General features: G+C 73.1%; 21 protein-coding genes and 3 tRNA genes. 11 read left to right on the forward strand and 13 right to left on the reverse strand.

Translation table 11 applies throughout. The features are described from left to right. Positions 1–65 precede the first annotated feature (65 nt). The 5 genes from ACN28C_RS06540 (at position 66) to amcA (ending at position 5,024) form a co-directional block, all read left to right on the forward strand. Complete coding sequence (locus tag ACN28C_RS06540; RefSeq protein ID WP_422772661.1) at positions 66–419, forward strand: sterol carrier family protein; 354 nt, start codon at positions 66–68, stop codon at positions 417–419. 147 nt (positions 420–566) lie between these two features. Next, positions 567–2,129, forward strand: a complete 1,563-nt coding sequence (purF, locus tag ACN28C_RS06545; RefSeq protein ID WP_422772662.1) for an amidophosphoribosyltransferase — start codon at positions 567–569, stop codon at positions 2,127–2,129. Positions 2,130–2,276: 147 nt separating this feature from the next. Further along, positions 2,277–3,422, forward strand: coding sequence for a phosphoribosylformylglycinamidine cyclo-ligase (gene purM, locus ACN28C_RS06550; RefSeq protein ID WP_422772663.1), 1,146 nt, complete (start codon positions 2,277–2,279; stop codon positions 3,420–3,422). A gap of 290 nt (positions 3,423–3,712) precedes the next feature. Then, positions 3,713–4,816 carry a cyclophane-forming radical SAM peptide maturase AmcB gene (gene amcB, locus ACN28C_RS06555; protein WP_422774554.1) on the forward strand — a complete coding sequence of 368 codons (1,104 nt, stop codon included), beginning with the start codon at positions 3,713–3,715 and terminating at the stop codon, positions 4,814–4,816. Next, positions 4,785–5,024, forward strand: a complete 240-nt coding sequence (gene amcA, locus ACN28C_RS06560; RefSeq protein WP_422772664.1) for a multiple cyclophane-containing RiPP AmcA — start codon at positions 4,785–4,787, stop codon at positions 5,022–5,024. The genes amcB and amcA overlap by 32 nt, the downstream gene beginning before the upstream one ends. Before the next feature lie 156 nt (positions 5,025–5,180). Here the strand turns inward: amcA and ACN28C_RS06565 are convergent, their stop codons facing one another. Together ACN28C_RS06565 and ACN28C_RS06570 are read right to left on the reverse strand one after the other, a co-directional pair. Then, entirely contained in the window at positions 5,181–5,396 is a 216-nt protein-coding gene (locus tag ACN28C_RS06565; RefSeq protein ID WP_421496075.1) for a DUF3073 domain-containing protein, read from the reverse strand. Between the two features lie 352 nt (positions 5,397–5,748). Next, positions 5,749–6,831, reverse strand: a complete 1,083-nt coding sequence (locus ACN28C_RS06570) for a Leu/Phe/Val dehydrogenase (protein ID WP_422772665.1) — start codon at positions 6,829–6,831, stop codon at positions 5,749–5,751. Positions 6,832–7,037: 206 nt separating this feature from the next. Between ACN28C_RS06570 and ACN28C_RS06575 the strand changes: the two genes are divergently transcribed. Both ACN28C_RS06575 and ACN28C_RS06580 read left to right on the forward strand, forming a co-directional pair. Continuing rightward, positions 7,038–7,877, forward strand: coding sequence for a hypothetical protein (locus ACN28C_RS06575; protein WP_422772666.1), 840 nt, complete (start codon positions 7,038–7,040; stop codon positions 7,875–7,877). 265 nt (positions 7,878–8,142) lie between these two features. Continuing rightward, on the forward strand, positions 8,143–8,352 hold the full coding sequence (locus tag ACN28C_RS06580; protein ID WP_007073996.1) for a BldC family transcriptional regulator: 210 nt from the start codon (positions 8,143–8,145) through the stop codon (positions 8,350–8,352). A 102-nt stretch (positions 8,353–8,454) separates the two neighbouring features. Here ACN28C_RS06580 and ACN28C_RS06585 read toward each other — a convergent pair whose 3' ends face one another. The 7 genes from ACN28C_RS06585 to ACN28C_RS06615 form a co-directional block, all read right to left on the reverse strand. Continuing rightward, positions 8,455–9,204: an ABC transporter ATP-binding protein gene (locus ACN28C_RS06585; protein ID WP_422772667.1), complete on the reverse strand. Its 750-nt coding sequence runs from the start codon at positions 9,202–9,204 to the stop codon at positions 8,455–8,457. Between the two features lie 32 nt (positions 9,205–9,236). Continuing rightward, positions 9,237–10,259 (reverse strand): ABC transporter ATP-binding protein, encoded by a 1,023-nt coding sequence (locus tag ACN28C_RS06590; protein WP_422772668.1) that lies wholly within the window; start codon positions 10,257–10,259, stop codon positions 9,237–9,239. A gap of 38 nt (positions 10,260–10,297) precedes the next feature. After that, entirely contained in the window at positions 10,298–13,111 is a 2,814-nt protein-coding gene (locus ACN28C_RS06595; RefSeq protein WP_422772669.1) for an ABC transporter permease, read from the reverse strand. Then, complete coding sequence (locus ACN28C_RS06600; RefSeq protein WP_422772670.1) at positions 13,108–16,338, reverse strand: FtsX-like permease family protein; 3,231 nt, start codon at positions 16,336–16,338, stop codon at positions 13,108–13,110. Before ACN28C_RS06600 ends, ACN28C_RS06595 begins: the two co-directional genes overlap by 4 nt. Positions 16,339–16,659: 321 nt before the next feature. Beyond that, positions 16,660–16,908, reverse strand: a complete 249-nt coding sequence (locus ACN28C_RS06605) for a hypothetical protein (protein WP_421496069.1) — start codon at positions 16,906–16,908, stop codon at positions 16,660–16,662. 171 nt (positions 16,909–17,079) lie between these two features. Continuing rightward, complete coding sequence (locus ACN28C_RS06610) at positions 17,080–17,706, reverse strand: hypothetical protein (RefSeq protein WP_422772671.1); 627 nt, start codon at positions 17,704–17,706, stop codon at positions 17,080–17,082. A gap of 154 nt (positions 17,707–17,860) precedes the next feature. Beyond that, positions 17,861–19,222 carry an ABC transporter substrate-binding protein gene (locus tag ACN28C_RS06615; RefSeq protein ID WP_422772672.1) on the reverse strand — a complete coding sequence of 454 codons (1,362 nt, stop codon included), beginning with the start codon at positions 19,220–19,222 and terminating at the stop codon, positions 17,861–17,863. A 171-nt stretch (positions 19,223–19,393) separates the two neighbouring features. On the opposite strand from ACN28C_RS06615, the gene ACN28C_RS06620 reads away from it, so the two are divergent. The 3 genes from ACN28C_RS06620 to ACN28C_RS06630 all read left to right on the forward strand — a co-directional run bounded on the left by ACN28C_RS06620 (position 19,394) and on the right by ACN28C_RS06630 (position 23,135). Continuing rightward, positions 19,394–19,783, forward strand: a complete 390-nt coding sequence (locus ACN28C_RS06620) for a hypothetical protein (protein ID WP_421496066.1) — start codon at positions 19,394–19,396, stop codon at positions 19,781–19,783. Between the two features lie 189 nt (positions 19,784–19,972). Continuing rightward, on the forward strand, positions 19,973–20,683 hold the full coding sequence (locus ACN28C_RS06625) for a DUF2786 domain-containing protein (protein WP_422772673.1): 711 nt from the start codon (positions 19,973–19,975) through the stop codon (positions 20,681–20,683). A gap of 256 nt (positions 20,684–20,939) precedes the next feature. Then, positions 20,940–23,135: an FUSC family protein gene (locus tag ACN28C_RS06630; RefSeq protein WP_422772674.1), complete on the forward strand. Its 2,196-nt coding sequence runs from the start codon at positions 20,940–20,942 to the stop codon at positions 23,133–23,135. Between the two features lie 82 nt (positions 23,136–23,217). On the opposite strand, the gene ACN28C_RS06635 is transcribed toward ACN28C_RS06630, so the two are convergent. Then, positions 23,218–23,739 (reverse strand): SRPBCC family protein, encoded by a 522-nt coding sequence (locus ACN28C_RS06635; RefSeq protein WP_422772675.1) that lies wholly within the window; start codon positions 23,737–23,739, stop codon positions 23,218–23,220. A 184-nt stretch (positions 23,740–23,923) separates the two neighbouring features. Here ACN28C_RS06635 and ACN28C_RS06640 point away from each other — a divergent pair, with 184 nt between their 5' ends. Beyond that, a complete protein-coding gene (locus ACN28C_RS06640) occupies positions 23,924–24,457 on the forward strand; it encodes a hypothetical protein (RefSeq protein WP_422772676.1) in 534 nt (177 codons plus the stop codon). Positions 24,458–24,641: 184 nt separating this feature from the next. Here ACN28C_RS06640 and ACN28C_RS06645 read toward each other — a convergent pair. The 3 genes from ACN28C_RS06645 to ACN28C_RS06655 form a co-directional block, all read right to left on the reverse strand. After that, positions 24,642–24,715: transfer RNA gene (locus ACN28C_RS06645), tRNA-Phe, on the reverse strand. 103 nt (positions 24,716–24,818) lie between these two features. Next, positions 24,819–24,895: transfer RNA gene (locus ACN28C_RS06650), tRNA-Asp, on the reverse strand. A 34-nt stretch (positions 24,896–24,929) separates the two neighbouring features. Then, positions 24,930–25,002 (reverse strand) — tRNA-Glu (locus tag ACN28C_RS06655). Positions 25,003–25,021 lie beyond the last annotated feature (19 nt).

Below are 25,021 nucleotides of genomic sequence, written 5' to 3' on the forward strand. Positions count from 1 at the left end.
TGACCGGATGAGCGCGACCCAGGGGCGCCGAAAAATGCCATGAAGCCGGGTCGTATCGTCCCGACGTGTCCTCTCCGCACAATAAGTCCGCAGCAGTCACGGCCGCGCTGGCGGACCTCGACGCCGGCCGTACGCCGGATCGAACGATCCTGCGGGACGCCGTTCGCGCCCTGCTGAGCGAGCTGGCGCGCCGCGCACCGGGGCGGGCGGTGGAGGTCCGGGTCCCACCCTACGGCGCGGTCCAGTGCGGTGCCGGGCCGCGACACACCCGTGGCACTCCGCCGAACGTGGTGGAGATGGGACCGGTGACCTGGATCAGGCTGGCGACCGGGCGGACGTCGTGGCCCGAGGCGGTGGCCCAGGACCTCGTAGAGACAAGCGGCATTCGTTCCGATATCTCCGCTTACCTACCGCTTTAACTGACTCTTCCATCACCATCTGTCACTTACGGGGGCCATTACGTGGCTCTCTGTATCGGCTCCGGTTCGCGTACACTGTCTGGGTCGACGGTTCTCCGACAACACCCGCGCGACAGGCGAGTCCGAGCAGATCAGAGGGAGCGGCAGGTGCCCCGAGGCGACGGCCGGTTGAGCCATGACCTCGACCCCCAACGACCCGGTCCGCAGGACGAGTGCGGCGTGTTCGGAGTCTGGGCGCCGGGCGAAGAGGTGGCGAAGCTCACCTACTTCGGCCTCTACGCACTCCAGCACCGTGGTCAGGAGGCTGCCGGCATCGCCGTCAGCGACGGGTCGGGCGTGGTGGTCTACAAGGATCTCGGCCTGGTCGCCCAGGTCTTCGACGAGCCCACGCTGGCGAGCCTGCGCGGTCACCTGGCGATCGGGCACACCCGATACTCCACGACCGGCGGCTCGACCTGGGAAAACGCCCAGCCGACCATCCGGGCCAACTCGGCGGGCACCACGATCGCGCTGGCGCACAACGGCAACCTGGTCAACACCGCCGAGCTCGCCCGGGACGCGATCGAGCGGGGCACGGACTCCGACGGCTCGACCTCCGACACCGCACTGGTGACCACGCTGCTGGCCAGCCGGCCCGACCTGTCGGTGGAGGCCGCCGCGCTGGAGGTGCTGCCGACGCTGCGCGGCGCGTTCAGCTTCGTCTTCATGGACGAGACCACCCTCTACGCGGCCCGTGACGCCTACGGGGTACGCCCGCTCGTGCTCGGCCGGCTCGAACGCGGCTGGGTGGTGGCGAGCGAGACTGCCGCGCTGGACATCGTCGGGGCGAGCGTGGTCCGGGAGGTCGAGCCCGGCGAGCTGATCGCCATCGACGAGCACGGCCTGCGGTCGGCCCGGTTCGCCGCGCCGGAGCCGAAGGGCTGCCTCTTCGAATACGTCTACATCGCCCGGCCGGACACCACGATCGCCGGCCGGAACATCCACGCCGCCAGGGTCGCCATCGGGCGGCAGCTCGCCCGGGAACACCCGGTCGAGGCCGACCTGGTGATCCCGGTTCCCGAGTCCGGCACCCCGGCCGCGATCGGCTACGCCGAGGAGTCCGGCATCACCTACGGCGCCGGCCTGATGAAGAACCCGTACGTCGGTCGCACCTTCATCCAGCCGTCGCAGACGCTCCGCCAGCTCGGCATCCGGCTCAAGCTCAACCCGCTGCGGGAGAACGTCCGGGGCAGGCGCCTGGTCGTGGTCGACGACTCGATCGTGCGCGGCAACACCCAGCGGGCGATCGTCCGGATGCTGCGCGAGGCCGGTGCGCTGGAGGTACACGTCCGGATCTCCTCGCCGCCGGTCAACTGGCCCTGCTTCTACGGCATCGACTTCGCCACCCGGGCGGAGCTGCTCGCCAACGGGCTGGACAACGAGGGCATCCGGCGGTCGATCGGGGCCGACACCCTGGGGTACGTATCCCTGGCCGGTCTCGTCGCCGCCACCGAACAGCCGAAGACCCGACTCTGCCGGGCCTGCTTCGACGGTGAATACCCGATCGAGCTGCCGGCGGGGAACCTGATCGGCAAGCACGTACTCGAAGGAGTTGACCGCCGGGTCGCCGGCGCCGGGGCGGAGGAGGCGGTCCAGGCCGCCACTCGTGGCACCGGCGGTCAGCCCTTCGTGGGCAGTTCCAGCGGCGGCGACGTGCCGTCGCACGCGTAGGCACCACGCCGGGCGCGGCTGATGGGCGGCGCCACAGGCGACCAGGACCGGCCCGACCGGGACCATCCGGCCGGGCGAGCACGACAGTCGAGCGATCCTCGACCGCTACCGACGCGGCCAGCCGCGAGAACCACAAAGGGGAGAACCGTGACGCACGTGACCGAGCGCAGTGGTGCAGGAAGCGGCCCGGCTGGCACCCATCAGCCCTGGACGGCGGGGACGGGGCGGTCCAACCGCAAGCGCACCGTGTCGTACGCGGACGCCGGCGTCTCGATCCAGGCCGGTGACCGCGCGGTCGAGCTGCTCCGGCCCAAGGTCCAGGGCACCCGGCGCCCCGAGGTGATGGGCGACATCGGCGGATTCGCCGGGCTGTTCCGGCTCGACGTGCAGAAATACCGCAACCCGATCCTGGCCTCGTCCACCGACGGGGTCGGCACCAAGCTGGTCATCGCGCAGCAGATGGAGATCCACGACACGGTCGGCATCGACCTGGTGGCGATGGTCGTGGACGACCTGGTCGCCTGCGGCGCCGAGCCGCTCTTCCTGCTCGACTACATCGCCTGCGGCGAGGTCGTCCCGGACAAGGTCGCCGAGATCGGCGCCGGGATCGCCGACGGATGCCGGTACGCCGGCTGCGCGCTGCTGGGCGGCGAGACCGCCGAGCACCCCGGCGTGCTCCGCCCGCACGAGTACGACGTCTCGGCCACCGGCGTCGGCGTGGTGGAGGAGAGCGAGATCCTCCGCCCGGAGCGGGTCGAGGTCGGCGACGTCGTGATCGCGATGGGCTCCTCCGGCCTGCACTCCAACGGCTACTCCCTGGTCCGGCACGTGCTGCTCGGCGCCGGCCGGATGCGGCTGGAGAGCGTCATCGAGGACTTCGGCAAGCAGCGCACCCTCGGTGAGGAGCTGCTGACCCCCACCAAGATCTACGCGCAGGACTGCCTCAAGCTGATCGCCGAGGCCGAGGTGCGCGCCCTGGCGCACGTCACCGGCGGCGGCATCCCCGGCAACCTGGTCCGGGTGCTTCCCGACCACGTCGACGCGGTGGTCGACCGGGCGACCTGGCGGCCGCAGCCCATCTTCGACCTGGTGCAGTCGAAGGGCCGGATCGAGGACCAGGACATGGAGTCCACCTTCAACATGGGCGTCGGGATGTTCGCCATCGTCTCGGCCGAGGACGCAGACCGGGCGCTGGCCTGCCTGACCGGGCGCGGTGTCGAGGCGTGGCAGGCCGGCGAAATCATCGAGGGCACCGGCGAGGTGCACATGATCGGCCAGCACACCCGGGGCTGATCTGGGCCGGTCCCGGCCGTCCCGCGCCCTTCGCCCGTAGCCCCCGCCGCTGGTCGGGGTGCTGCCGGCGATGCCGCCCGCCCGACCGGCGAACCGAACCGCCCGGTTGCCCGCCGTCGGCGCCGTATCGCCACCAAACCGCCAAAACCCACATCCGCGATATCTGCCCGTGATTCTCGGCATACCTGGTCAGGACTTCACCCGGGTGGTCACCGCCACCTAGCCTGAGTGGCACCTCACCAGACGGGGGAGGAGGGGCCATGGCTCTCCGTCAACAGGAGTTTTCCGGGATGCGGGGGATCGCCCCGGTCCCCGGCTACGTGGTCATGCAGCCGACGACACTCTGCAACCTTGACTGCGCGTACTGCTATCTCCCGTTCCGGGCGGCGGATCGCCGGATGGCGGTGCCGGTGGCCGGCGCGGTCGCCGGCGCGGTCAACGGCTGGGCCCGGCAGGGCCGGTTCTCGGTGGTCTGGCACGGCGGTGAGCCGCTCGCCGCCGGCCGGGAGCACCTGGCGGCGCTGCTGGCCCCCTTCGACGCCTCCGTCGAGCACCACGTGCAGACCAACGCCACGCTGATCGACGACGCCTGGTGCGAGTTTTTCGAGGCGTACCGGATCCGGGTCAGCGTCAGTGTCGACGGACCCCGGGAACGCAACCGGGAGCGGGTCGGCCGGGGCGGCCGGCCGTCGTACGACCGGATCATGGCCGGTGTCGACGCGCTGCGCCGGCACGGTATCCCGTACTCGGCGCTCTGCGTGGTGAGCCGGCCGGAGCCGGGGCTCGCCACCGAGCTCTACGGCTATTTTCTCGACCTCGGCTGCGAGGTGCTCGGCGTCAACATCGAGGAGACGGAGGGGGTCAACACCCGGCGCAACTCCCACCCGGCCGATCTGGTCAGCGGCTTCTGGGCAGAGCTGGTCGCCGCCTGGCGCCGGGACCCCCGGATCCACGTCCGTGAGATCGAGTGGTCGCTGCGGTACGCCGCAGCCGTCCTCGACGGAGCCGAGGACGATCTTTTGCCCCGCCGGCTCGACCCGATCCCGACCATCGGCCACGACGGCTCGGTGGTGCTGCTCTCTCCCGAGTTGGCAGGTTTCTCCGACCCGGATTACGGTGACTTCACCAGCGGAAACGTCCTGGAGACCCCATTGGGGGAGATCCTCGCCACGGCCGGGCGGACGCCCTGGGTGGCCGAGTTCCTGACCGGCGTGGAGGCATGTCGGGCGCGCTGCCCGTACTTCGGGTTCTGCGGGGGCGGGCACGCGGCCAACCGCTACTTCGAGCACGGGCGTTTTGACGGTACGGAGACCAACCACTGTCGTAACAGCAAGATTCGCCTACTAGAGGGAGTTCTGGACCATGCCCGAGACCACGAGCCGACGGCCGCCTGAGCCTGTCGAGGCGGGACAGCACGACCCGGTGGTCGCCCAGGTCCTGGGCGCTCGGGACGGGCTCACCAGCCTGCTGCGGGAGGCGGCGGAGGCACGGCGGCTCCGGGCCGAGGTGGCCACCGCCGGGGACGGTGCCAGCGCCGTCTGCGCCTGGAACCACTTCGAGAACATCCCGACCTTCTACAACTGGAACAACCGTCCCCGCTGACGGACTCCCGCCAACCGGTAAGGACCCGCCGACGGGGTCGGAGGCAGTCTCCGGCCCCGGCAGGTCCTTACCGGTTGACGTCCCGATCGGCGGCACGGCCCGCAGTAGTCGGACACGCGTGAGCACGCGGTGTCACCGCGTGCTCAGATGTGAAGGTCAGCGCCTTGACGGCCAGTTGCCCGGCTCGTCGTCCGCGTCGTGGTCCTCGTCATCGTCGTCGACATACTCTTTGTAGTCGTCGTCGAAGTCGTGGTCCGACTTGCGGCTGCCGCCGAGTTCTCGCTGCAAGGCGGCGAGGTCGGTGTTCGGGGAGTGATACTTCAGCTCCCGGGCGACCTTAGTCTGCTTGGCCTTAGCACGGCCGCGCCCCATGGCTCGACCCCCTCGCACAGAATTCGGGGCAGCCCGAAGGCGGGCCCCGATGACGTCAGGCATCTCTCGTGGCTCTTACGGTACATGGGGATGCCCCGGTTCGGCACCTCGGGTTACCACCGTCCGTGCGCGCGCGTCGCGCGGACATCGACGGTCGGTCCCATGCTACTCGGTAAGGAGTGCCTGCCCTGTCCGGCGGTGACTCGTTTGTGTCCCGACGGCTCGTCAGTCCTGTCCAGGCCGCTTTCCGCCTGATTATCCGGCAATCGGCCGGGACTCCGGTCAACCCGGGATACGGAGCGATCCCTCCCTACCCCCGGCGGCGCGGCGACCGGCGGCGCCGGTGCCGGCCTCAACGCAGGTGGATGGTGCGCAGCCGGCCGACCTCGGCCATCCGTCGCTCGGCGAGCCGGTCGGCGGCGACCGCCGGAGGCACCCCCTCGGCGTCGGCCAGCCGGAGGATCTCCCTGGTGGTGTCGTAGATCCCGGTCGCGCGCAGCTTGGCCCGGTCGAAGTTGAAGCCCTCGATCTCGTCCGCCACCTGGATGACCCCGCCCGCGTTCACCACGTAGTCCGGGGCGTAGAGCACGCCCCGGTCGGCGAGCAGCTTCTCGATGCCGGGGTGCGCGAGCTGGTTGTTGGCCGCGCCGACCACCACCGAGGCGCGCAGCGCCGGCACGGTGGCGTCGTCCAGCGCCCCACCGAGGGCGCAGGGTGCGTACACGTCGATGTCGGAGGTGATCAGAGCCTCGGTGTCGGCGACCACGTCGACCTGCGGGTACGCCTGCCGTACCCAGGCGATCGCCCGCTCGTTCACGTCGGTCGCCACCACCGCGGCCCCGTCGTCGATCAGGTGGCCGGTCAGCTGCTTGCCGACCTTGCCGAGCCCGGCCACCCCGACCCGGCGCCCGGCCAGGGTCGGTGAGCCCCAGGCGTGCTCGGCGGCGGCCCGCATGCCCTGGAAGACGCCCCAGGCGGTCAGCACGGACGAGTCGCCGGCGCCGCCGTGCTCGACGCTGCGGCCGGTCACGAAGCGGCTCTCCCGGGCGATCACGTCCATGTCGGCGACGTAGGTGCCGACGTCGCAGGCGGTGTAGTAGCGACCGTTGAGCGACTCGACGAAGCGGCCGTACGCCCGCAGCAGCGGCTCGGTCTTGATCCGCTCCGGGTCGCCCCAGATGACCGCCTTGCCGCCGCCGAGGTCCAATCCGGCCAGCGCGTTCTTGTATGCCATGCCACGGGAGAGGTCCAGCACGTCGTGCAGCGCCTCGGCCTCGCTGTCGTACGGGTAGCACCGGGTGCCGCCGAGCGCGGGGCCGAGCGCGGTCGAGTAGATGGCGATGATCGCCCTGAGCCCGGTCTGCTTGTCCTGGCAGAACACGACCTGCTCGTGGCCGTCGGATTCCGGACCGTCGGTACTGGCGAATACGTCCATGTCTCGCTCCTGATCTGGAGGTGGGCATCCTTGTGGGATGCGGCGGGAGGGGGCTCGGCGTGCCGGCGGGGATGGTGCCGGCCTGGTGTGAGCCTAATCGCGATCGCCTGGCCGGGTGGATCCGCGACCGGCGGGCGGGAAGGTTGCCGAAGGTTCGTCGGAGATGCTGGAGGCGGCCAGCTTCCGTTTCGTGGGAGGATCGCGCCGTGCCGTCGCTCTTCGCTTCCTACCTGCGGGTGTACGAGCCCCTGACCGCCTTCGACCGGGACCGGCAGATTTTCTGGCGCCGGTACGTGAGGGAGGGCAGGGCGGTGGGCCCCCTGGAGGGGCCGGTACGGCAGCGTACGGCGGTGATCGAGGCGCTGGGCGCCGGCTGGACCCGCCTGCCCGACCTGCCCGAGGAGGCGTACGTCCTGGAGGCGGACGACACGCTGCTGGTCTGCCCCTGGAACCTGCGGGTACGGGTCGCCGAGGCGGCGCTGAGCGCCCGGGACGGCGTGCCTCCGGTGCTGGCCGACGCCTTCGTCCCGCCGGTCCTGGCCGGCCAGGCGAAGGCGGTGGTGGAGGACTGGCGCAGCGGCGCGCGGGTGCTCGAGCACGGGGTGCCGAGGCTGCACGAGCAGATCGCCACCTGGGGGATACCGCTGCGGTGGTTCGTCTTCGTCGCCCCGGAGGAGCGCGAGCTGACCACCCGGCCGGAGCGGCGGGTGCTGCGCTACCGGACCGAGATCTCCAAGGCCCGGCGGCGGGCGTCGCGAGGGCTGTCGGTGCTGCGCAAGTCGGTCGGGGACGCGCCGATCACCGAGGCGGTCGAGGAGGGCGCCCGGTGGCTGGAGGAGTTCCATCCCCGGTCGGTGGTGGAGCTGGACTACGGTGGGCTGGTCGACCTGCTGCCGGACGAGGCGCTGGCCGGCGACGACTCGCCGGAGCTGGTCGCGGCCGGGCTCGCCGGACTCTCCCGGGGCGACGCCGAGGCGGCCACGGAGGCGTACGAGAAGCTCGTGGCGCGCTGGCGGGCGGTGCAGTTACTGGAGCGTTGCAATTAGCGAACGATACGGCTCGGAGGGTCGTGGGAGCGCGCACAGGTGAATGCCCCTCGTAATATCGACGTCACGAGGGGCAATTGGCCGTCCGGTTAAGTCTTTTTCTGGCATAAAAAAGGGCCATATTTCGGTCATTGTTCATCCGTCCATCCAGGGACCTTCGGCCGTTCGGCCCATGTCGGACATCGGGGACTAGCCGGACCATGGGAGACGCGTCGGCCGGCGGGACCCCGGCCGATGTCTATAGGCACCTGTGGAGGAGTGACCGATGGCATCGCGTACGCATGAACCTGAGCCGCTACTCACGCCGGCAGAGGTCGCGTCGATGTTCCGTGTCGACCCGAAGACCGTGACCCGGTGGGCGAAGGCGGGCAAGCTCAGTGCGATTCGAACGCTGGGTGGGCACCGCCGTTACCGTGAGTCGGAGGTTCGTGCCCTGCTGCAGGGCCAGATCCCCCAGCAGCGGCAGGGCGACTGAGACTCGTAGACCGCACGTCGGAATCAGGGGTGGGCTCGGTCGAGTCCCACCCCTGATACGTGCCGGTGCTGGCGTCGCCGGTCGCCGGTCAGCGATCGCCGGTCAGCCCTCGGCCGCGGCCGCCCCGACCAGGCCCGCGCCGTCCACCAGCCGGCCGTCCCGCAGCGTCAGCACGCGGTCGGCCAGGTCGATCAGGGCGGGATCGTGGGTGGCCACCAGCGCGGTCATCCCCCGGGCGTGCACCAGTGCACGGAGCAGATCCATGATCGAGCGACCCGTCTCCGAGTCGAGCTGCCCGGTCGGCTCGTCCGCGATGAGCAGCGCAGGATCGTTCGCCAGCGCCCGGGCCACCGCCACCCGCTGCTGCTGGCCACCGGAGAGTTCGTACGGGCGCTGCGCCGCCTGACCGCCGAGCCCGACCAGCTCCAGCAGCATCGTCACCCGCTCCTCCCGCTCGGCCCGGGGGCGCTTCGCCAGCCGCAGCGGCACGCCGACGTTCTCCGCCGCCGACAGGATCGGGATCAATCCGAAGGACTGGAAGACGAAGCCGACCGTACGGCGGCGCAGCTCCAGCAGCTCCTCGGTGCCGGCGGCGGTGACGTCGCGGCCGGCGACGTGGATCCGCCCGTGGCTGGGCCGGTCCAGGCCGCCGATCAGGTTCAGCAGGGTCGTCTTGCCCGCACCGGAGCGTCCCCGGATCGCCACCAGCTCGCCCCGGGCGGCGCTGAAGGAGACCTCCCGCACCGCGTGCACCACCCGGTCGCCGGTGGGGTAGTCCCGGCCGACCCCCTCGACCCGGACCAGCTCCTCGCCCCGGACCAGCTCCTCGCCCCGGACCAGCTCCTCGCCCATCGACCGCCTCCGTCCGTCGTCCCCGCCGCCGTTCACGCCCGTGTTCCGTCGGTGCCGGGCCGGACCTGCACGTGGTCCGGCTCCAGGTTCAGCCGTACCCGGTCGCGCAGGCTCAGCGCCGACACGAACGGGGCCGGCAACTGCATCCGGCCCGAGCGGTCCAGCAGCGCGTACTCCTCGGTGACCAGCTCCTCGACCCCGTCGGCGCCGAGTCGGGTGGAGCGGCGTACCTCGGAGGCGGTCCGCCCGTCGCGGATCGCGACCGTGCGGCGGACCTGGGCCGAGACGGCGTGGTCGTGCGTGACCACTACGATGGTGACGCCGAGCTCGGCGTTGATGGTGCGCAGCGCGCCGAAGACCTCGGCCGCGGTCGACTCGTCCAGCTCGCCGGTGGGCTCGTCGGCGAAGAGCACCTCCGGGTCGTTGGCGACCGCGACCGCAACCGCGCAGCGCTGCTGCTCGCCGCCGCTCATCTGGTCCGGTCGCCGGTCGGCGCAGTAGCCGACGCCGACCATGTCCAGCAACTCCGTCGCGCGCCGGCGGGCCGCCCGGCCGCGCGGGCCCCGGGCCAATCGCATCGGCAGCTCCACGTTCTCCACCGCCGTCAGGTACGGCAGCAGGTTCCGCGCGGTCTGCTGCCAGACGAAGCCGACGGTGTGCCGGCGGTACCGCAGCCGACGCTTCGGCGACATGGCCAGCAGGTCGAAATCGGCCACCCGGGCGATGCCGGCGGTCGGCACGTCCAGGCCGGAGAGGATGTTCAGTACCGTCGACTTGCCCGAGCCGGAGGCGCCGACGACGGCGAGCAGCTCGCCCCGGTCGACCACCAGGTCCAGCCCTTGCAGCGCAACCACCTCCACCCCCTCGGTCTTGAAGATCCGGACCAGCCCGTCGCAGACGATGTGGCCACGCAGCCGGTCCCGGCCACCGGCCCGGGCCGCCGCCCGTTCCGCCGCCCGGCGCTGGAGCACGGCGAGGTCGGGCAGCGCACCGGCGAGGGCCGGACCCGTCACCAGCTCTCCCGGACCCGTCACCAGCTCTCCCGGACCCGTCATCGACTCTCCCGGACCGGTTGTCAGGTCTCCCGGACCCGTCATCTGGTCTCCTCTCCGAGCCGGAGCACCTCGCCGAGGCGCATCCGGCGGTTGAACAGGCTCTCCACGCCGAGGGCGGCGACCAGGGCCACCACCGCCAGCAGCAGTACGCCGACCGCCAGCAGCGGGTCGAGATGGATCCGGGCCGGTACGCCGCCGGTGAAGCCGGCCAGTCCCAGCGCCGGCCCGAGCAGCCGGGGCAGCGCCGCGCCGACCAGCCCACCGGTCAGCACCGCGACGCCGAGCAGCGGCACCAGCTCGTAGACGAGCAGTCCCCGCCCCTGGCCCGCGGAGAGCCCCATGGTGCGCAGCCGGGAGAGCACCCGGCCCCGTCCCGGCGCCTCGGCGAGTACCGCGAAACCGACAGCGAGCAGCGCCAGCGCCGTCGCCCCGACCACCCCGGTGCCGAAGGCGAAGCTGAGCAGGGCGTTGACGCCACTGCGCTCCAGCGACCGGCGATGCTCCGGCCAGGTGCGCACGCTGACAGGCGTCTGCGGCCTGGCCTCCTCGACCGGCTGCCCCACCACCCCGGCCAGGTACTCCCGCTGGGCGGTATCCACCGTCTCCGTCAGCACGTCGACCGAGAACCCGTCGCCGGCCACCAGGAACTGGTTGGCCCGGATCGGCTGGAACTCCGGCACCGGCATCGCCTGCCAGGGCAGGACGACGAAGCGCCGGGAGTCGACCGCGACCCCCGGAAAGCCGGACGCCACCCGGTCGACCCGGAACTCGTACCGCCGGCCCTGCACCTCGGTGACCGCCCCGGCACCGACGGCGGCGGCCACCTCCGGGGAGACCAGCGCCGGCACCGGCCCGTCCAGCCGTCCCGGTCGGGTCAGTGCGGGCGGCAGGTCGACGTCGACGCCGCTCGACGTCACCACCCGGGCCAGCGACGGGCCGTCCACCACCAGCACCTGGACCTGCCCGAGGTCACGCCCACCGAGCAGGTTCGGGCTGGGCGAGCGGAGCGGCTGACCCACCTCGAACGCCAGCGGGCTGACCGCGCTCACCCCGGGCAGCGTGCCGAGCCGGTCGGCGGTCTCCTGCACCGAGTACGAGCCGATGATCCGGGCGTCGGCCCCGACCTCCTGGTCGGTGACCCGGTCCCGGGCCTCGGCGACGGTGCTGGTGACCACGCTGGTGAAGACCCCGGTGGCGATGGCGACGACGAGCACGGCCAGCGGGCCGACCGTCACCGGGGCGCTCCGGCCGGCCCGGGCCAGGCCGACGAAGGGCACCACCGTACGGGCCCGGGCGGCGAGCCGGCCGAGTTGGCGCAGCGGCCACGGCACCAGGCGCATCGCGACCAGGGCGGCGGCGACGGCGAGCAGCACCGGCACCGACACCAGGTAGGGATCGACCCCGCTGGCCTGGCTCAGGCCCCGCCGGTGCAGCAGCACCACGCCGAGCACCGCGAGCAGCAGTACGAAGAGTTCGGCGGTGAGCCGGCGCACCGACGGGCGGTGCCGGACCAGATCCTGCCGGTGCCCCACGAAACTGGTCCGGCGCTGGCCCAGCATCGCCAGCAGCGGGATGGCCAGGGTGGTGCCGGCGGCCACCAGCGCCACCCCGAGCAGTTCCGCCCCGGCCGGCCGGCCCGGCAACGCCCGGCCGAGCAGCCAGCCGGCGAGCACGGCGACCGGCAGCACGCCGACCGCCTCCCGCAGGGTGCGGGCGCCGACCTGCACCGCCGCCGCCCCCCTGGCGCGGAGCAGGGTGAACTCCTCCCGGCGGCGTTGCACCGCGAGGCCGGCGGCCAGCACGACCAAGCCGGAGAGGGTGGCCAGGATGCCGGCCTGCACCACGGCGAGCAGCGCCCGCACCGCCCGTAGCTGGGCGTCGAACCTCGCCACGGCCTTGTCCAGGCCGGTCGCCAGCACCAGGCCGCTCTCCGGCGGCGTCCGCCGGCTCGCCCCGACCGCCGCCAGTACCTCCGGGATGTCGGCGGTGGTCGTCCGCTCCTCGTCGACCCGGTAGCGCCACTCGTAGGTGACCCCGAGCCGCCGGGCCGCACGTGTCAACCCGGGCAGGTCGGTCAGCAGCGGCGCCCGGTGCGTGGTGCCGGCGGCCGGGTCCGGGCAGGGCACCTCGGCGATCCGGATCGCGTCCCAGCCCGGCGCGGCCGGGTCGATCGGCTCGTACAGCCCGACGACGCGGACCGGAACGGAGCCCCGGTCGACTCCTTCGCCGGTGAGGACGACGACGGTGCCGACGCCCAGCCCGAGGATGCCGGCAGCCTCCCGGGAGAGCGCCGCCTCGACCCCGCCCGTGGACGCCGGCCACCGTCCCTGCACCATCCGCAGCTCCCGCTCGATGCCGGCCTGGCCGCGCAGCGGCAGCTCCGGCCGGCACCCGCCACGCAGTGTCGGCGCGTCGCCGGAGACGTCCAGGTCCTTCGGGCCGATCCGGCCGGCGAACCACTGCTGGCCGACCAGTGACGGCAGCGGGCCGGGCAGCCGGGTCCGGAACCGGTCGAGCACCTCGGCCGCCGCCGTGGCGTCCGGCCCTTCGGTGGAGTGCACCGACGTGGTGAACGTCAGGTCACGCACCTGGTACGGCAGCGCGCGTACGTCGTGCCGGAGGCCGTCGTCGGCGTACCCGTTCGCCAGCCGGGGCGCACCGGTCACCAGCAGCGCGGCCACCAGCCCGAGTACGCCGAGCAGCCCGAGGTAGCCGGCGAAGACCCTCATCCGGCGCACCGGTACCGGCAGCAGCCCCGACCGGCCCGGTCCGCCGCGCGCCTGTCCGCGTACCTCCCCGTGCGCCTGTCCGCGTACCTCCCCGTGCGCCTGTCCGGGCGCCGTTCCGCTCACCGGTCCTCCCCGATCCGGAGCTGGGCCGCGGCCAGCCGCGACCGCATGGTGGCGGCGGTCAGCCCGCTGAGCGCGAGCGCCAGCGCCAGCAGTACGGCGGCGGTCCCGCCCGCCGGCAGCCAGGCGATATCGAGCAGCGGGGCCGGCACCGGCCGCTCCGCCGACGGGGTGAGGATGACCAACGGCGCCATCGTGGCCGCCACCGCGATCCCCACCCCGAGCCCGACCAGCACGCCAATACCGGCGAGGAATGCCTGCTCGACCAGGAGCGACCGGGCCAGCAGCCGGGGACCGGCGCCCAGGGTGTGCAGCACGGCCAGCTCGGTGACCCTGCGCCGGGCGTTGGCCCGGACGTCCACGGTGATGCCGACCGCCGCGAGCAGCAGGGCGCCGAGCGCGGCCGCGAAGAGGGCGGCGCGGGCGCCGACGCCGTACGGGTCGGTGCCGGAGCGCCCGGCCACCGCCACCCGGTCGGCGACCCGGAGCCCGCCGAGTCCCGCCGCCGCCTCGGCCGCCGCCCCGTGCCCGTCGGGCCGGGTCGCCAGCCACCACTCCTCGGGTGCGGCGACGATGCCCCGCTCGTGGAAGAGCACCGTGCTCAACGAGGGGAGGTCGACCAGGAGCCCGGCGGACTCCGGCGCGCCGGGCAGCGCGGCGACCGTCCCGGTGACCTGGACCTGGACGGCGCCGCCCCCGAGCACCAGCACGCTCTGCTCCCCGACACCCATCCGTAGCCCGGCCAGCGCCTCCGGAGTGGCCACCATCGGCACCGCCCCGGCGTGCCGGGCGGCGGCGACGGCGAACGACACCGGCGAGTTGACACCCGGCCACGACGACGCCGGGACCTGGTAGCGAACGTCCAGCCCGCTCCGGCCCGCCGTCGCCGGATCGCTGTTGCCGGAGCGGTCCACCGCCTGCCAGTGCCCTCCGCCGGCCAGCGGCACGGGCGTACCGGTGCCGTCGGCCGGGGCGGCGCGCAGGCCGCTGAGTCGCCAGTCGACGACGTATCCGGCCGGGCCGAGGGTGTCCACCACGAAGCCGGCGAGTGCCGGCGGTGGGCCGTCGCCGGGCAGCTCCACGTCGAAGCCGTCGTCGGGCAGCTCCACGTCGAAGCGGAGCGGCCTGCCGTCCTGGCTCGCGCCGAGCGCGACCCGGACGTGCCCGCCGTGCGGCTCGGCGAGGATCGCCGCGGTCCGCACCGCGCTCGGGGTGAAGCCGCCGGTGCCGACGGTGCTGATCGTGCCGGTGAGCCGCCGGGTGCCGGGCGGCAGCGCCACGATCGGGGCGCCGACCCGGGCGGCGGTCATGCCGGCGAAGAGCCCGGCGGCGTCGCCGTCGACGAGATCGTCGCGGAGCCGCACCACCCGGTCGGCGTCGGCGGTGTCCAGCGCGACCATGCCGGCCTGCACGCCCTCGGTGCCGAGTCGGGGAGCGTCCCGCCAGGCCGGCAGGATCCGTTCCGTGCCGGGCAGCCCGGCGAGCTGCCCGGCACGGGCCGGTGGCGCCACCCCGCTCGCCTCGACCAGCCGCAGGTCCGCGCCGACCTGGTGGTCGGCCTGGTCGCTCAGGGACCGCTCCGAGGTGGCGGCCAGGCACCAGGCGAGCGTGCCGACCGCCACCGCCAGGGCGAGCAGCAGCACCGGACCGGCGTGCGGCCGGCGGCCCGCCTGCCACATCCCGAGCATCGTGCCGGTCCAGGACCGGCGGTCGACGTACCGCTCGGCGAGGCGGGCCATCGGCGGCAGGCCGCGCAGCGCGAGGACGGCGCCGGCCAGTACCCCGACCGTCGGGGTCGCGGCCAGTAGCGGGTCGATGCCGAGGGCGCCGTCGGGGCGGGCACCGGCCAGCGGTGAGGAGTACTGCCGCAGTTGCAGCCAGCCCAGCACCGCCAGGGCGACCAGCGCCACGTCCATCCCGGCCCGCTGCGCGATCGTCCGCCGGCTCGGCCGGGACCGGCTGGCGAGTTCGGCGACGTAGCTGCCGCCCCGACGCAGCGCCGGGCCGAGCATCGCCAGCGCGCAGCCGAGCGCGGCGAGCGCGGCGACCAGCCAGGTCCGGGCGTCGAGCCGGGGGTTCAGGTGCAGGGCGGCGGCGGCCAGGACGGGCGTACGGTCGGCCAGCCGGACGAGTTCGGTGGCGAGCGGCGGCGAGAGGACGGCGGCCGGCAGGACGACGAGCAGCGCCTCCCGGCCGGCCAGGCCGGCGAGCTGACCCCGGCCGGCGCCCCGGGCCCGGAGCAGGGCCGCCTCGCCCCGGCGCTGCTCGGTCAGGAGGACGGCGACCAGCAGCAGCGCGTACCCGCCGAGGACCACCACCAGCAGCATCGGGGTGACCAGGGCCGACCGGCCGACCAGGCCGGCCCGGTCGAGCCGCTGCACGAGCTGGCCGAGTTCGGTGCTGACCAGGCCGGAGCTGCCGAGCCCGGTCTCGGCGGGCAGGCTGGCACCGACCCGGTCGGCGGCCTCGCCGAGCCGAGCCAGCGAGGCGATGGTGGCCGAGCTCAGGTCCGGCTCGACGACCCAGCCGGCGGAGGCGTTGCCGACGAAGTGGTCCAGGAAGTCGGCCCGGTCGACCACCAGCGGGCCGTAGGTGGCCGAGCCGCTGGCGACCCCGTCGGTCACCTCGGGCACCAACCGCCAGTACGGGTCCCCGGCGTCGCGGGGCTTCCAGATGCCGGTGACCCGTACCTCGGTGACCCGGTCCGTGACCCGGTCGGTGATCGGGATCAGGTCACCGACCCCGGCGCCCAGGATCCGCGCCACCGGCTCGGCGAGCGCGGCCTGCACCGGCCGCTCACCGGGGCGCGGCCACTCGCCGCCGGTCAGCCGGGCGTGCCCGGGAAGATCGTCGAGGAAGACCACCCGGGCGAAGACCAGGCCCTGCGCATCCGGCACGGCATTTCCGGTACGACCCGAGAACTGCCGCCCGGTGGCGTAGCCCGCCCCGGCGACGGTGACCGGCACCCGGCCGAGGCCGTCGGCGAACCGGGCCCGGACGGCGGTGTCCCGCGCGGTCAGCTCCGCCCTGGTGCCGCCGGCCGTGCCGCGTACCAGGATGGAGCGCTCCTCCTGGGAGGCGGCGGCGACGGCCCGCTCGGTGCCGGAGTCGACCACCTCCCGGCTGTAGCCGGCGAGGCCGGTGAGCAGGGCGGTGGCGATCAGGGTCGCCCCGGTCGCCGCGAGGAGCAGACTCTTCGCCGCCCGGGCACGCCGGAACACCAACCTCATCGTCTCGCATCTCCCCACGGCCGAGCCGGACGGCGCCGGTCGTCGTCGCCCTCATGGCTGCGAAGCGCCCGAGCGCGCGGGAAAGGTTGGCGGGAGAGGAAGTGAGTTGGCCTACAGGCGATTTCGTGACCCGGTCATGATCGAACCGATGTCGAGTTGTTGCGTGCCGGCCCTGGCGCACCCCTCCGGTCTGCCGACCGGCACGGGCAGGAAGTGGCGGCGGTCCGCCGACACCGGGGTACCGACAGGCGGTGGCGGCGGTCTTCCGGATCGTCGTGCCCGGAGAACCGCCGCCACGGCGTCGGTCGGAGTGGCCGCCGGTCAGGCGGTCGGCGGGTGCCCTCCGTCCCCGTCCACGACCTCGTCCGGCTTGCCGTCCTCGTCGGCGTCGACCATGGTGATGTCCACCTTGCCGTCGCCGTCGGTGTCGAACTGGAAGAGGTCTGCCTTACCGTCGCCGTCGGTGTCCACCACCCAGACATCGGTCTTGCCGTCCTGGTTGGCGTCCGCCCGGAGCAGTTCGATCCGCTCGTCACCACGGGTGTCGACGGTCTCCTGCGAGTCGCTCATCTGTTGCCCTTCCGTCAGCCTGCAGTTCTGGCCACGCCGAAACCGTCGGTCCGCGTGCCGCCCGGACACCCACGAGAACCTCCCGGACACGACGTCCCGACTGTGCCACCTGACGTACCCCGGCGTGACCCCGGCCATGCCCCGGCCGCCGTCGAGCCCGGAACGCAAGCCTCAGTTCGTGACGTACGGGTTGGTGTCCCGGTCCTGGTAGGTGACCTGGTCGATGGTGCCGTCGCCGTCGGTGTCCACCATCAGCCGGTCTGCCCGGCCGTCGGAGTCGGTGTCGACCCGGATCTCGTCCGGCCGGCCGTTGTAGTCGCTGTCCGTCATCCAGGTGTCGGTCCGGCCGTCGAAGTCGGCGTCCGCGACAACCCGGTCCACCAGGCCGTCCCCGTTGGTGTCGGTGACGACCGAGTCGATCCGGCCGTCACCGTTGTTGTCCTCCAGCACCTCGTCCACCCGACCGTCCAGGTCGGAGTCCCGTTCGATCGTGTCGAACCGACCGTCGGAGTCGGTGTCCTGGTAGCTGAGGTCGACGACCCGGTCCCCGTCGGTGTCGAACTGGAGCAGCTCGGCGTAGCCGTCGCCGTCGAGATCGGTGGCGACCTCGGTGACGCCGCCGGCGTACTGTGTGACGACGGTGGTGACCGGCGGCGGCGCCTCGACCTCCGGGTCCAGCGGGAGCGGGTCCGGCACGAGGTCGACCGCCGGTCCGAAGCCCTGCTCCTCGTCGACGCCGGGCAGCTCCTGCTCGGCGAGGACGTCGTCGGTCACGTTGGCGTCACCGTCGTAGCTCATGTCGTACCTCCCGGTCTCCCGATCGCCGGCGGGACCGCCGGACGGACACGGGACAACGCTAGGCGGACGGGCCGCCCGGTGACTCCCGGAAGTGTGCCACTCCGGCGCGAACGACCCGCCCGGCGCCGGATGCTCCGGGTCGGGGGCGGGTCGGCTACTGCTGTTGCTGGATGTTCACCCCGGCGGCGGCGAGCGCCTCGATGACCCTCGCCGACTCGCCGAAGCCGATGACCAGGATCGCGTCGGCACCGAACTGCTTGATCTCCTTGGCGCCCTGGCTGAAGTCGACCGGCGGGGCGTCGGGGGTGGCCGGCGGATCGTAGGTGAAGAGCCGCACGTCCGAGCCGTGCCCGGCCCGCTCCAGCTCGGCCCGGACGTTGCCCTGGAGGCCTTCGCCGTACGAGTCCTTCCGGGCGATCAGGGCGATCCGGCTCGGTCCGTCCCGCAGGATCATGTCGGCGAGCGCCCTGCCCTGGAGGATGTCCGAGGGCGCCGTGCGGAAATAGAGCCCGTTGTCCTCGATGGTGCTCAGCCCGGCGTCGGTGTTGCTCGGGGAGAAGAGCACCAGCCCGGCGGCGACCACGTCGGGGAGCACCGCCCGGGAGATGCCGGAGGCACCGGCCCCGATGATGACGTGTACGCCCGCGGTGACGTGCCGGGCGACGGTCGCCTTCGCGGTGTCCGGGTTGGTCCCGTCGTCGCCGTCGACCCACTCCACCGGCTCGCCGAGTACGCCCTCTGCCGCGTTGATGTCGTCGATCGCCAGAGCCGCGCCCGCGCCCATCGGCGGGTACGCCAGCGCCAGGTCACCGGTGCGGGGCAGCAGGCCGCCGAGCTTCAGCGGCGCGCCGCTCTCCTCCTCGACATCCCTGGTCTGGCGCTTGGCTGCCGGGGGCTTCTTGACGCTGGCCGTGGACTCGTCACCCGCACCGAGGAACTCGGTCTTGCCCTCGTCGAGCTGCTCGTCCGTGCCGAAGTGCAGGGTGGCGTAGCTGGCCGTGGAGGGCTCGCCGGCGTCGGTGAAGCCACCCCGGTTCAGCGAGACCCCCCGGTAGGCGATGTCCCTGCCGGCGCGGGCGAGATCCAGGCAGTCGGCGACCGAGTCGCACCGCTCGCCGCCGGTGGTGACCCCGACGATCTGCCTGGCGATCTGTGCCGGCTCGGTGGAGCCGGCGAGCTGGGCGGCGATTGCGCTGATCACGACGGCGTCGTACGTCTCGGCGGCGTAGAGGAAGTCGGAGAGCTTCGGGTCCTGCCTCCGCAGGCGGTTCTTGAAGTCCTCGGAGAGCGGGGTGAGCGGCGTCGTGCCCTTCATGCCCTTGAGCAGACCGGTCGGCTGCTCGAACTCCGCCTTGAAGGAGTTCTGCATGTTGCCGTCCGTGCCGTAGAGGTGGACCTGGGTCGGCTGGGCCTGTTCGGCCTCGCCTTCGCCGTCCGAACCGCAGCCGGTCAGCAGCAGCGCCGCGCACGCGGCGGCGGACAGAGCTGCGCGGCGGGTGCCGCGGAATACGAGCATGGGGTCGTCCTTCCTCCCCGGAGATCCGTTGCGCACATTAGCGCGCCCGCCACACGCGCGCGTCCGCGCCTCGACCCGCAACTTCCATCGGAGGGGCGGTATCATCCTGAATAACTCACACTCGGGCGGTTTGTCGGACGAGGCTTGACCTGTCGGCATACCCTTCCGCACGTGACGGACGTTCCGCAGGAGACGCTGGATGACGCCAGGGCGGTGCTCACCTCCGCGCTGGCCGGTGACAGCGACGGGGTGGTCGGCACGTTCGACGCGGTGGTGGACCGGTCCGGCGTGGCCGGGGCGTACGAGGTGGCCTGGTGCCTGGCGGCCACCATGGTCGGCCACGGTGTGCCCAGGGGTGCGTGGACGCTCGATTTCCCCGGCATCGACGAGGCCGGTTACGACGCCCGCTGGGTGGCCCGGTTCGTGAGTGCCTACGCCAACTCCGACGGCGACACCGGTGCCGCCCTCTTCGGCGCCGCGCTCGCGGACGGGCAGTTGCCGGAGTGCCTGCTCACCCTCGCCGGCTCCGCCGTCGCGACGCTGCGTCACCGCGCCGGATAGAGATGTCATCGACGCCCATCTTTGCACGTTCCTCGGTCGGTTTGTCCAGCGAGACCGGCTCCAGTTGCCCAGCGGGACCGGATCCCATTGTCCGCGCCGCCGCCGGCAGGGCTTGCCTGCCACCCGTCGGTCCGCGCATGTGGTAGCTCCGCCCGTGTGATAGCTCGGCGCGTGTGGTAGCTCTGGTGCATGTCCGACGCGATGCTCAGCAAGGTCCGCAAGTTGCTGGCCAAGGCGGAGGACCGAGCCTGCACCCCCGCCGAGGCCGAGGCGTTCACCGCCAAGGCGACCGAGCTGATCGCACGCTACGGCGTCGACCGGGCACTGCTCGCCGCCCGGGACCCGGACACCGATCTGGTCGGCGACCGGACCGTCGACGTCCCCGCTCCCTACGCCCTGGACAAGGCGGGCCTGCTGGCCGGGATCGCCGACGCGTTGCGGTGCCGATCCGTGCGCCGGCGGGGCGGCAAGGGCTTCGTCCTGCACCTCTTCGGCTTCGCCAGCGACCTGGAACGGGTGGAACTGCTCTTCACCTCGCTCCTGGTCCAGGCCGCGCACGGGGTCTCCGTCGCATCGGTACCGCCGGGTGACCATCCGGCCGCGTTCCGCCGCTCCTGGCTGGCCGGTTTCGCGGCGACCGTCGCCGAGCGGTTGCGTCGGGCCGAGGCAGCGGCCGCCACGGCAGAGCCGGAGAGCGGTCCCTCGGTGGCGCTGGTCCTCGCCGACCGGTCGGACCGGGTCGACCGGCGCCTCGCCGAGGCGTATCCACGGCTGCGCACGGCCGCACCCCGCCGGCTGCTCGGCGGCGGCCTGGAGCAGGGTGCGGCGGCGGGCCGGCGAGCGGACCTCGGCGGCACCGGACTGCACTCCGGCCGGTCCACCCCGCTCTCGCCCGCCTGATCGCTCTCGCCCGCCCGATCGCTCCGCCCGCCTGATCGCCCGGTTGGCACCCCTCGCCGCCTTCCCGGGCCACGGCCCGACGGGAGGCGCCGTCCGTACCTCCGGGGTCTGGCCTGGTCCGGAAGCGTCGGCGGGGCGCCGCCGGAGGTGAGAGGGTGAGGGCGGGCGGCCACGGGGGCCGCGTGACGCCGTCGCCCTGACCTCCGTCGGCGTCTCGCCCGGCGGCCGATCCGGGCGGGCACGGCGGAGGGCACCCATGACCAGGATCGGCGTCGCGGACCGGCTGCGTCGGCGGGACCCGGAGTACCGGGCGCTCCGCCGAGGCGTCCGGCTGGCCCTGGTCGCCTCCGCGGGAGTCTTCGGCGGCAAGTACGGCCTGGACAATCCGCTGCTCGGGCTCTACACCCTCTTCGGAGCCCTCGCCACCGGGTTCGTCTCGCAGGTGCCGGGCAGTCCCGGGCAGCGGGCCCGTACGCTGCTCGGCACGCTGCCGGCAGCCTGGATCCTGATCACGGTCGGGACGTTTCTCGCGTTCAACACCTGGGTGGCGGCGGCCGGCATGCTGGTGGTGGGATTCGTCATCCCGTTCGTCGGGGTGGGTGGACCGCGGATTCTCAGCCTCGCCACGGGGCTGCAACTCTTCTACATCGCGGCGTCGTTCCCGCCGTACCAGCCGGCGAGCCTGCCGTCCCGGCTCGGTGGTGTCACGCTCGGGGTCGGCCTGCTGATCGTCGCCGAACTGCTGCTCTGGCCCGATCCGGCGCCGCGGAGCTACCGGCAACTGCTGGGCGGGGCGGCCGTCGCGGTCTCCCGCTATCTCGACCTGCTGGCCGCGCTGGCCGCCGGTCGGCCGGTCGACCGCGCCGAGCTGTCCCGGCGGAAGGCGGAGGTGGGTCAGGCCATGGCGGAGGTGTGTCTGGCCCGGATCCCGCCGACCGAGCGGCCAGCCTCGGCGGGGCGGCGGGATCGGGCGCTGCGGCACGGCGACCGGCTGCTCCGGCAGATGCTCGGCCACGCGTACCGGATCGACGGCGACCTCGGCGACCTCCGCGGCGACCTCCGGGACGAGAAGCTCGCCGGGTTGCTGCGGCAGGCCGCCGTCGTCCTGCACGACGCCGGCCGGATGCTGCGGGACGGGGCGGGGCGCGTCGAGACGACCCTGCTGACCGGGCTGGAGGCCCGGATACGGGAGCTCTACGACGGGCCGCCGGAGGTGCCCACGACGGACTCGGCCCCGGCACAGCTACGCAGGGAGGCGGTGGGACTGCGCGCCGCCGACCACGTGCACGCGTTCGGGATCGCCGCCCGGATCGTCGCCGGACTGCGCGCGCCGGTCCGGCCGTCGGGCGGGCCCGGCCTGGACGAGTTCTGGTACGCCCACCGGCCCGCCCGGGCGCTCTACTGGCACCAGTTCCGGTTCCACCTCACGACCCGCTCGGTCTTCCTGCAGGGGGCCGTACGGGTAGCCGTGGCCCTGGCCAGCGCGCGGGTGATCGCCGGCTTCCTGCCGCTCAACCACGGCTTCTGGGTGCTGCTGGCGATCCTGACCCTGATGCGGACGTCGGCGGTCGACACTCGCAAGACGCTGCGGCCCGTGCTGCTGGGCACGATTCTCGGCGCAGCCGTCGGCACCCTGCTGCTCTTCGGCGCGGGTGAGACCCGGACGGTTCTGCTGGTGGCGCTGCCGCTGAGTATGGCGCTGACCTTCACGATCGCGCCGCTGCTGCCGCAGGCATGGGGGCAGGCGCTCCTGACCGTGCTGTTCGTGCTGGTCTTCGCCCAGACCGGGCCGGCGAACGTCGAGATCGTCGGAGAACGGTTGCTGGATGTCGTCGTCGGCGCCACCGTCGGCGTGCTGGCCGGCGTGCTGCTCTGGCCGAAGGGCGGCAGCGGGGAACTGCACCGGTCCATCGCGCACTATCTGGCCGTGAGCGCCGCCGCGGCCGAGGAGGCGACCGGGGCCCTGGCCGGCCGGCGGTCCCGGTCCGAGGCGGTCGGCGCGGCCCCGCAGGCGTGGATCCTGGCCGAGGCGTCGTTCCTGCAGTACCAGTTGGAGCGGGACGACCCCAGGCTGCCGGAAATCGACTGGCAGGCGGCGCTGACCGCGGGTCAGCACCTGCACATCGGCGCGATGTCGCGGTTGCGCCGTGCCGCGCATGCCCGGCTGACCGATGTGGAGGGCGCGGCCGAGCCGCTCGACGACCTCGCCGGCCGGCTACGGCGGCGCTACGACGACCTCGCCCGACAACTCTCCACCGGCCGGCTCGACCGGCCGGTGCCGCCGCCACCGGCACCGGAGGACTTCGACCGCCGGGTGCGCGGCGTGCTGGACGCGGGCGAACCGCGGTCCGCCGCCCTGAACCTGCTGGACGTCGAGGTGTGGCTGACCGGCGCCGGCGCAGACCTGGAACGGATCCAGCCGCCCCGCGCCGAGGCGACCGCCGGCCGGTAACGGCCCTTGCCAGCCCAATCCTGCCAGCGCCGGTCGTCTCCGGTCAGTCCTGGTCGTCCTGTCAGGTCCCGGTCGCCTCCGGTCAGTCCTGGTCGTCGCCGCTTCCGACAGCGGCGGCGTATCGGGAGAGCAGTTCGTGCCAGCCGGCGGTGAGCGCCTCGCGGTAGCCCTCGGCAGCCTCGCCGTGCCGGTCGAAGTCCCGGTGCTCCACCTCGACCAGGACGCCGCCGTCCGCCTGCGGGGAGAAGCGCGCCTCGACAACGCTGCTGCGGGCCGGGTCCGGCACCGGGGCCCGGTCCGGGCCGATCTGCCAGTTGAACACCAACCGCCGGGGCGGCTGCCAGTCGAGCACCCGGCCCCAGTCAGCGCGGAATCCGTGCGGGCCGATCTCGTACAACATCCCGCCGCTACCGGGCTCGATGCCGAGCTTCGCCAGTTTCTGCGGGCCGGACCAGGTGTATTCCTTCACCCACCAGTCGGCGATCCCCTCGGTAAAAATGCCGAACGCCCGGTCGGCGGGACCCGGGATACGGAGGCTACTGCGTACCGAGTATCTGGTGGTGGCCTGCTGGATATCGGAGGCGTTCGTAGTCTCCTGTCCCATAGGCCGGGACCATACCGGCTGCGGCTGAGCTGTGCACCTTTACAAGCGGTGGACGGTCGATCCCTGCGCCGAGCGGTAGATCGTCGATTGCCGTGTGCCGCCGCCGATTAGCATCGGCCGGGAGCGCTGTCCGAGTGCCCGTCCGGCCCTGCGGCGGGGCGACGGCGACCGGAGGAGGTGCGGATTGCCGCAGGTAGCCGCCACGTTCGACGCCGACCGCCGCCGACTCCGGCGCCGGCTGCTGGTGGTCGTCACCTCGTACCTGCTGGCGGTGCTCGTCTCCGCCCTGGTCGCCCGCGCGGGCCTGGCGGTGGCCCGCACCGATGCCGACCGGATCGGGCTGCCCTGGGCGCTCGTCGGCACCGCCGGGATGCTCGGCGCCGGCACGCTGGCCATCGCCGCCTGGTGGGCCCGACGCGGGCTCGACGCCGGGCGGGGGCTCGACGCGGGGCGGGGGCTCGACGCGGGCCGGGACATCCGGGCCCGGATGTCCCGGGCGGTGTTGCTGGCCCGGGTCGGCCGGATCGGGATGGGGCTGGCCGCGATCACGGCGGCGGTACTCGGAGTGGTGTCGGCGCCCGAGGGCGCCGAGCGCGGCTTCGCGATCCTGGTCAGTGTCGGCCTCGCCGCCCTGCTCGCTCTCTTCGCGCTGCTCGCCAACGACCTCGGCCGGCTCCGCCAGCAGTTGGGCCCACCGCCCGAGCGGTCCGTCCGGTGATCGGGTAGCGGCTGGCCCGTCCTGGCCGGCCGGACGCTACCCGATCACCGGCTACTCGCTCGCCGTGGTGGTTGGTTGAGGTGGCGGCCGTAGCCGGGAGGGCGGGGACGTTTACGCCGGAAATAGCAACAGCGCCGACCGGCGTCTGCTGGTCAGCGCTGTCATAGCCCGGCGAAAGGCTATGTGGCCAGGGGCGGGGTCGAACCGCCGACCTTCCGATTTTCAGTCGGACGCTCGTACCAACTGAGCTACCTGGCCGCGTTGCTCGGCTCATGTTACCTGCGCGACGAACCGATGTCGCGCTGGGTGACCTGCTCCGAAACGCCGACCGCCACACACGTGGTCGCATGGCGAGCAGCGCTGGCGGTCCTGACGGGACTTGAACCCGCGACCTCCGCCTTGACAGGGCGGCGAGCACTCCAACTGCTCCACAGGACCTTGCGACGTGCTGACCCGGCCTGAGCCGGGGTCGTGCCCCCAACGGGATTCGAACCCGTGCTACCGCCTTGAAAGGGCGGCGTCCTGGGCCGCTAGACGATGAGGGCGGCCCCGCCATCATTGCAC

Origin of the sequence: Plantactinospora sp. WMMC1484 (assembly GCF_049315195.1) — a bacterium.
In the GTDB taxonomy this organism is placed as follows: domain Bacteria; phylum Actinomycetota; class Actinomycetes; order Mycobacteriales; family Micromonosporaceae; genus Plantactinospora.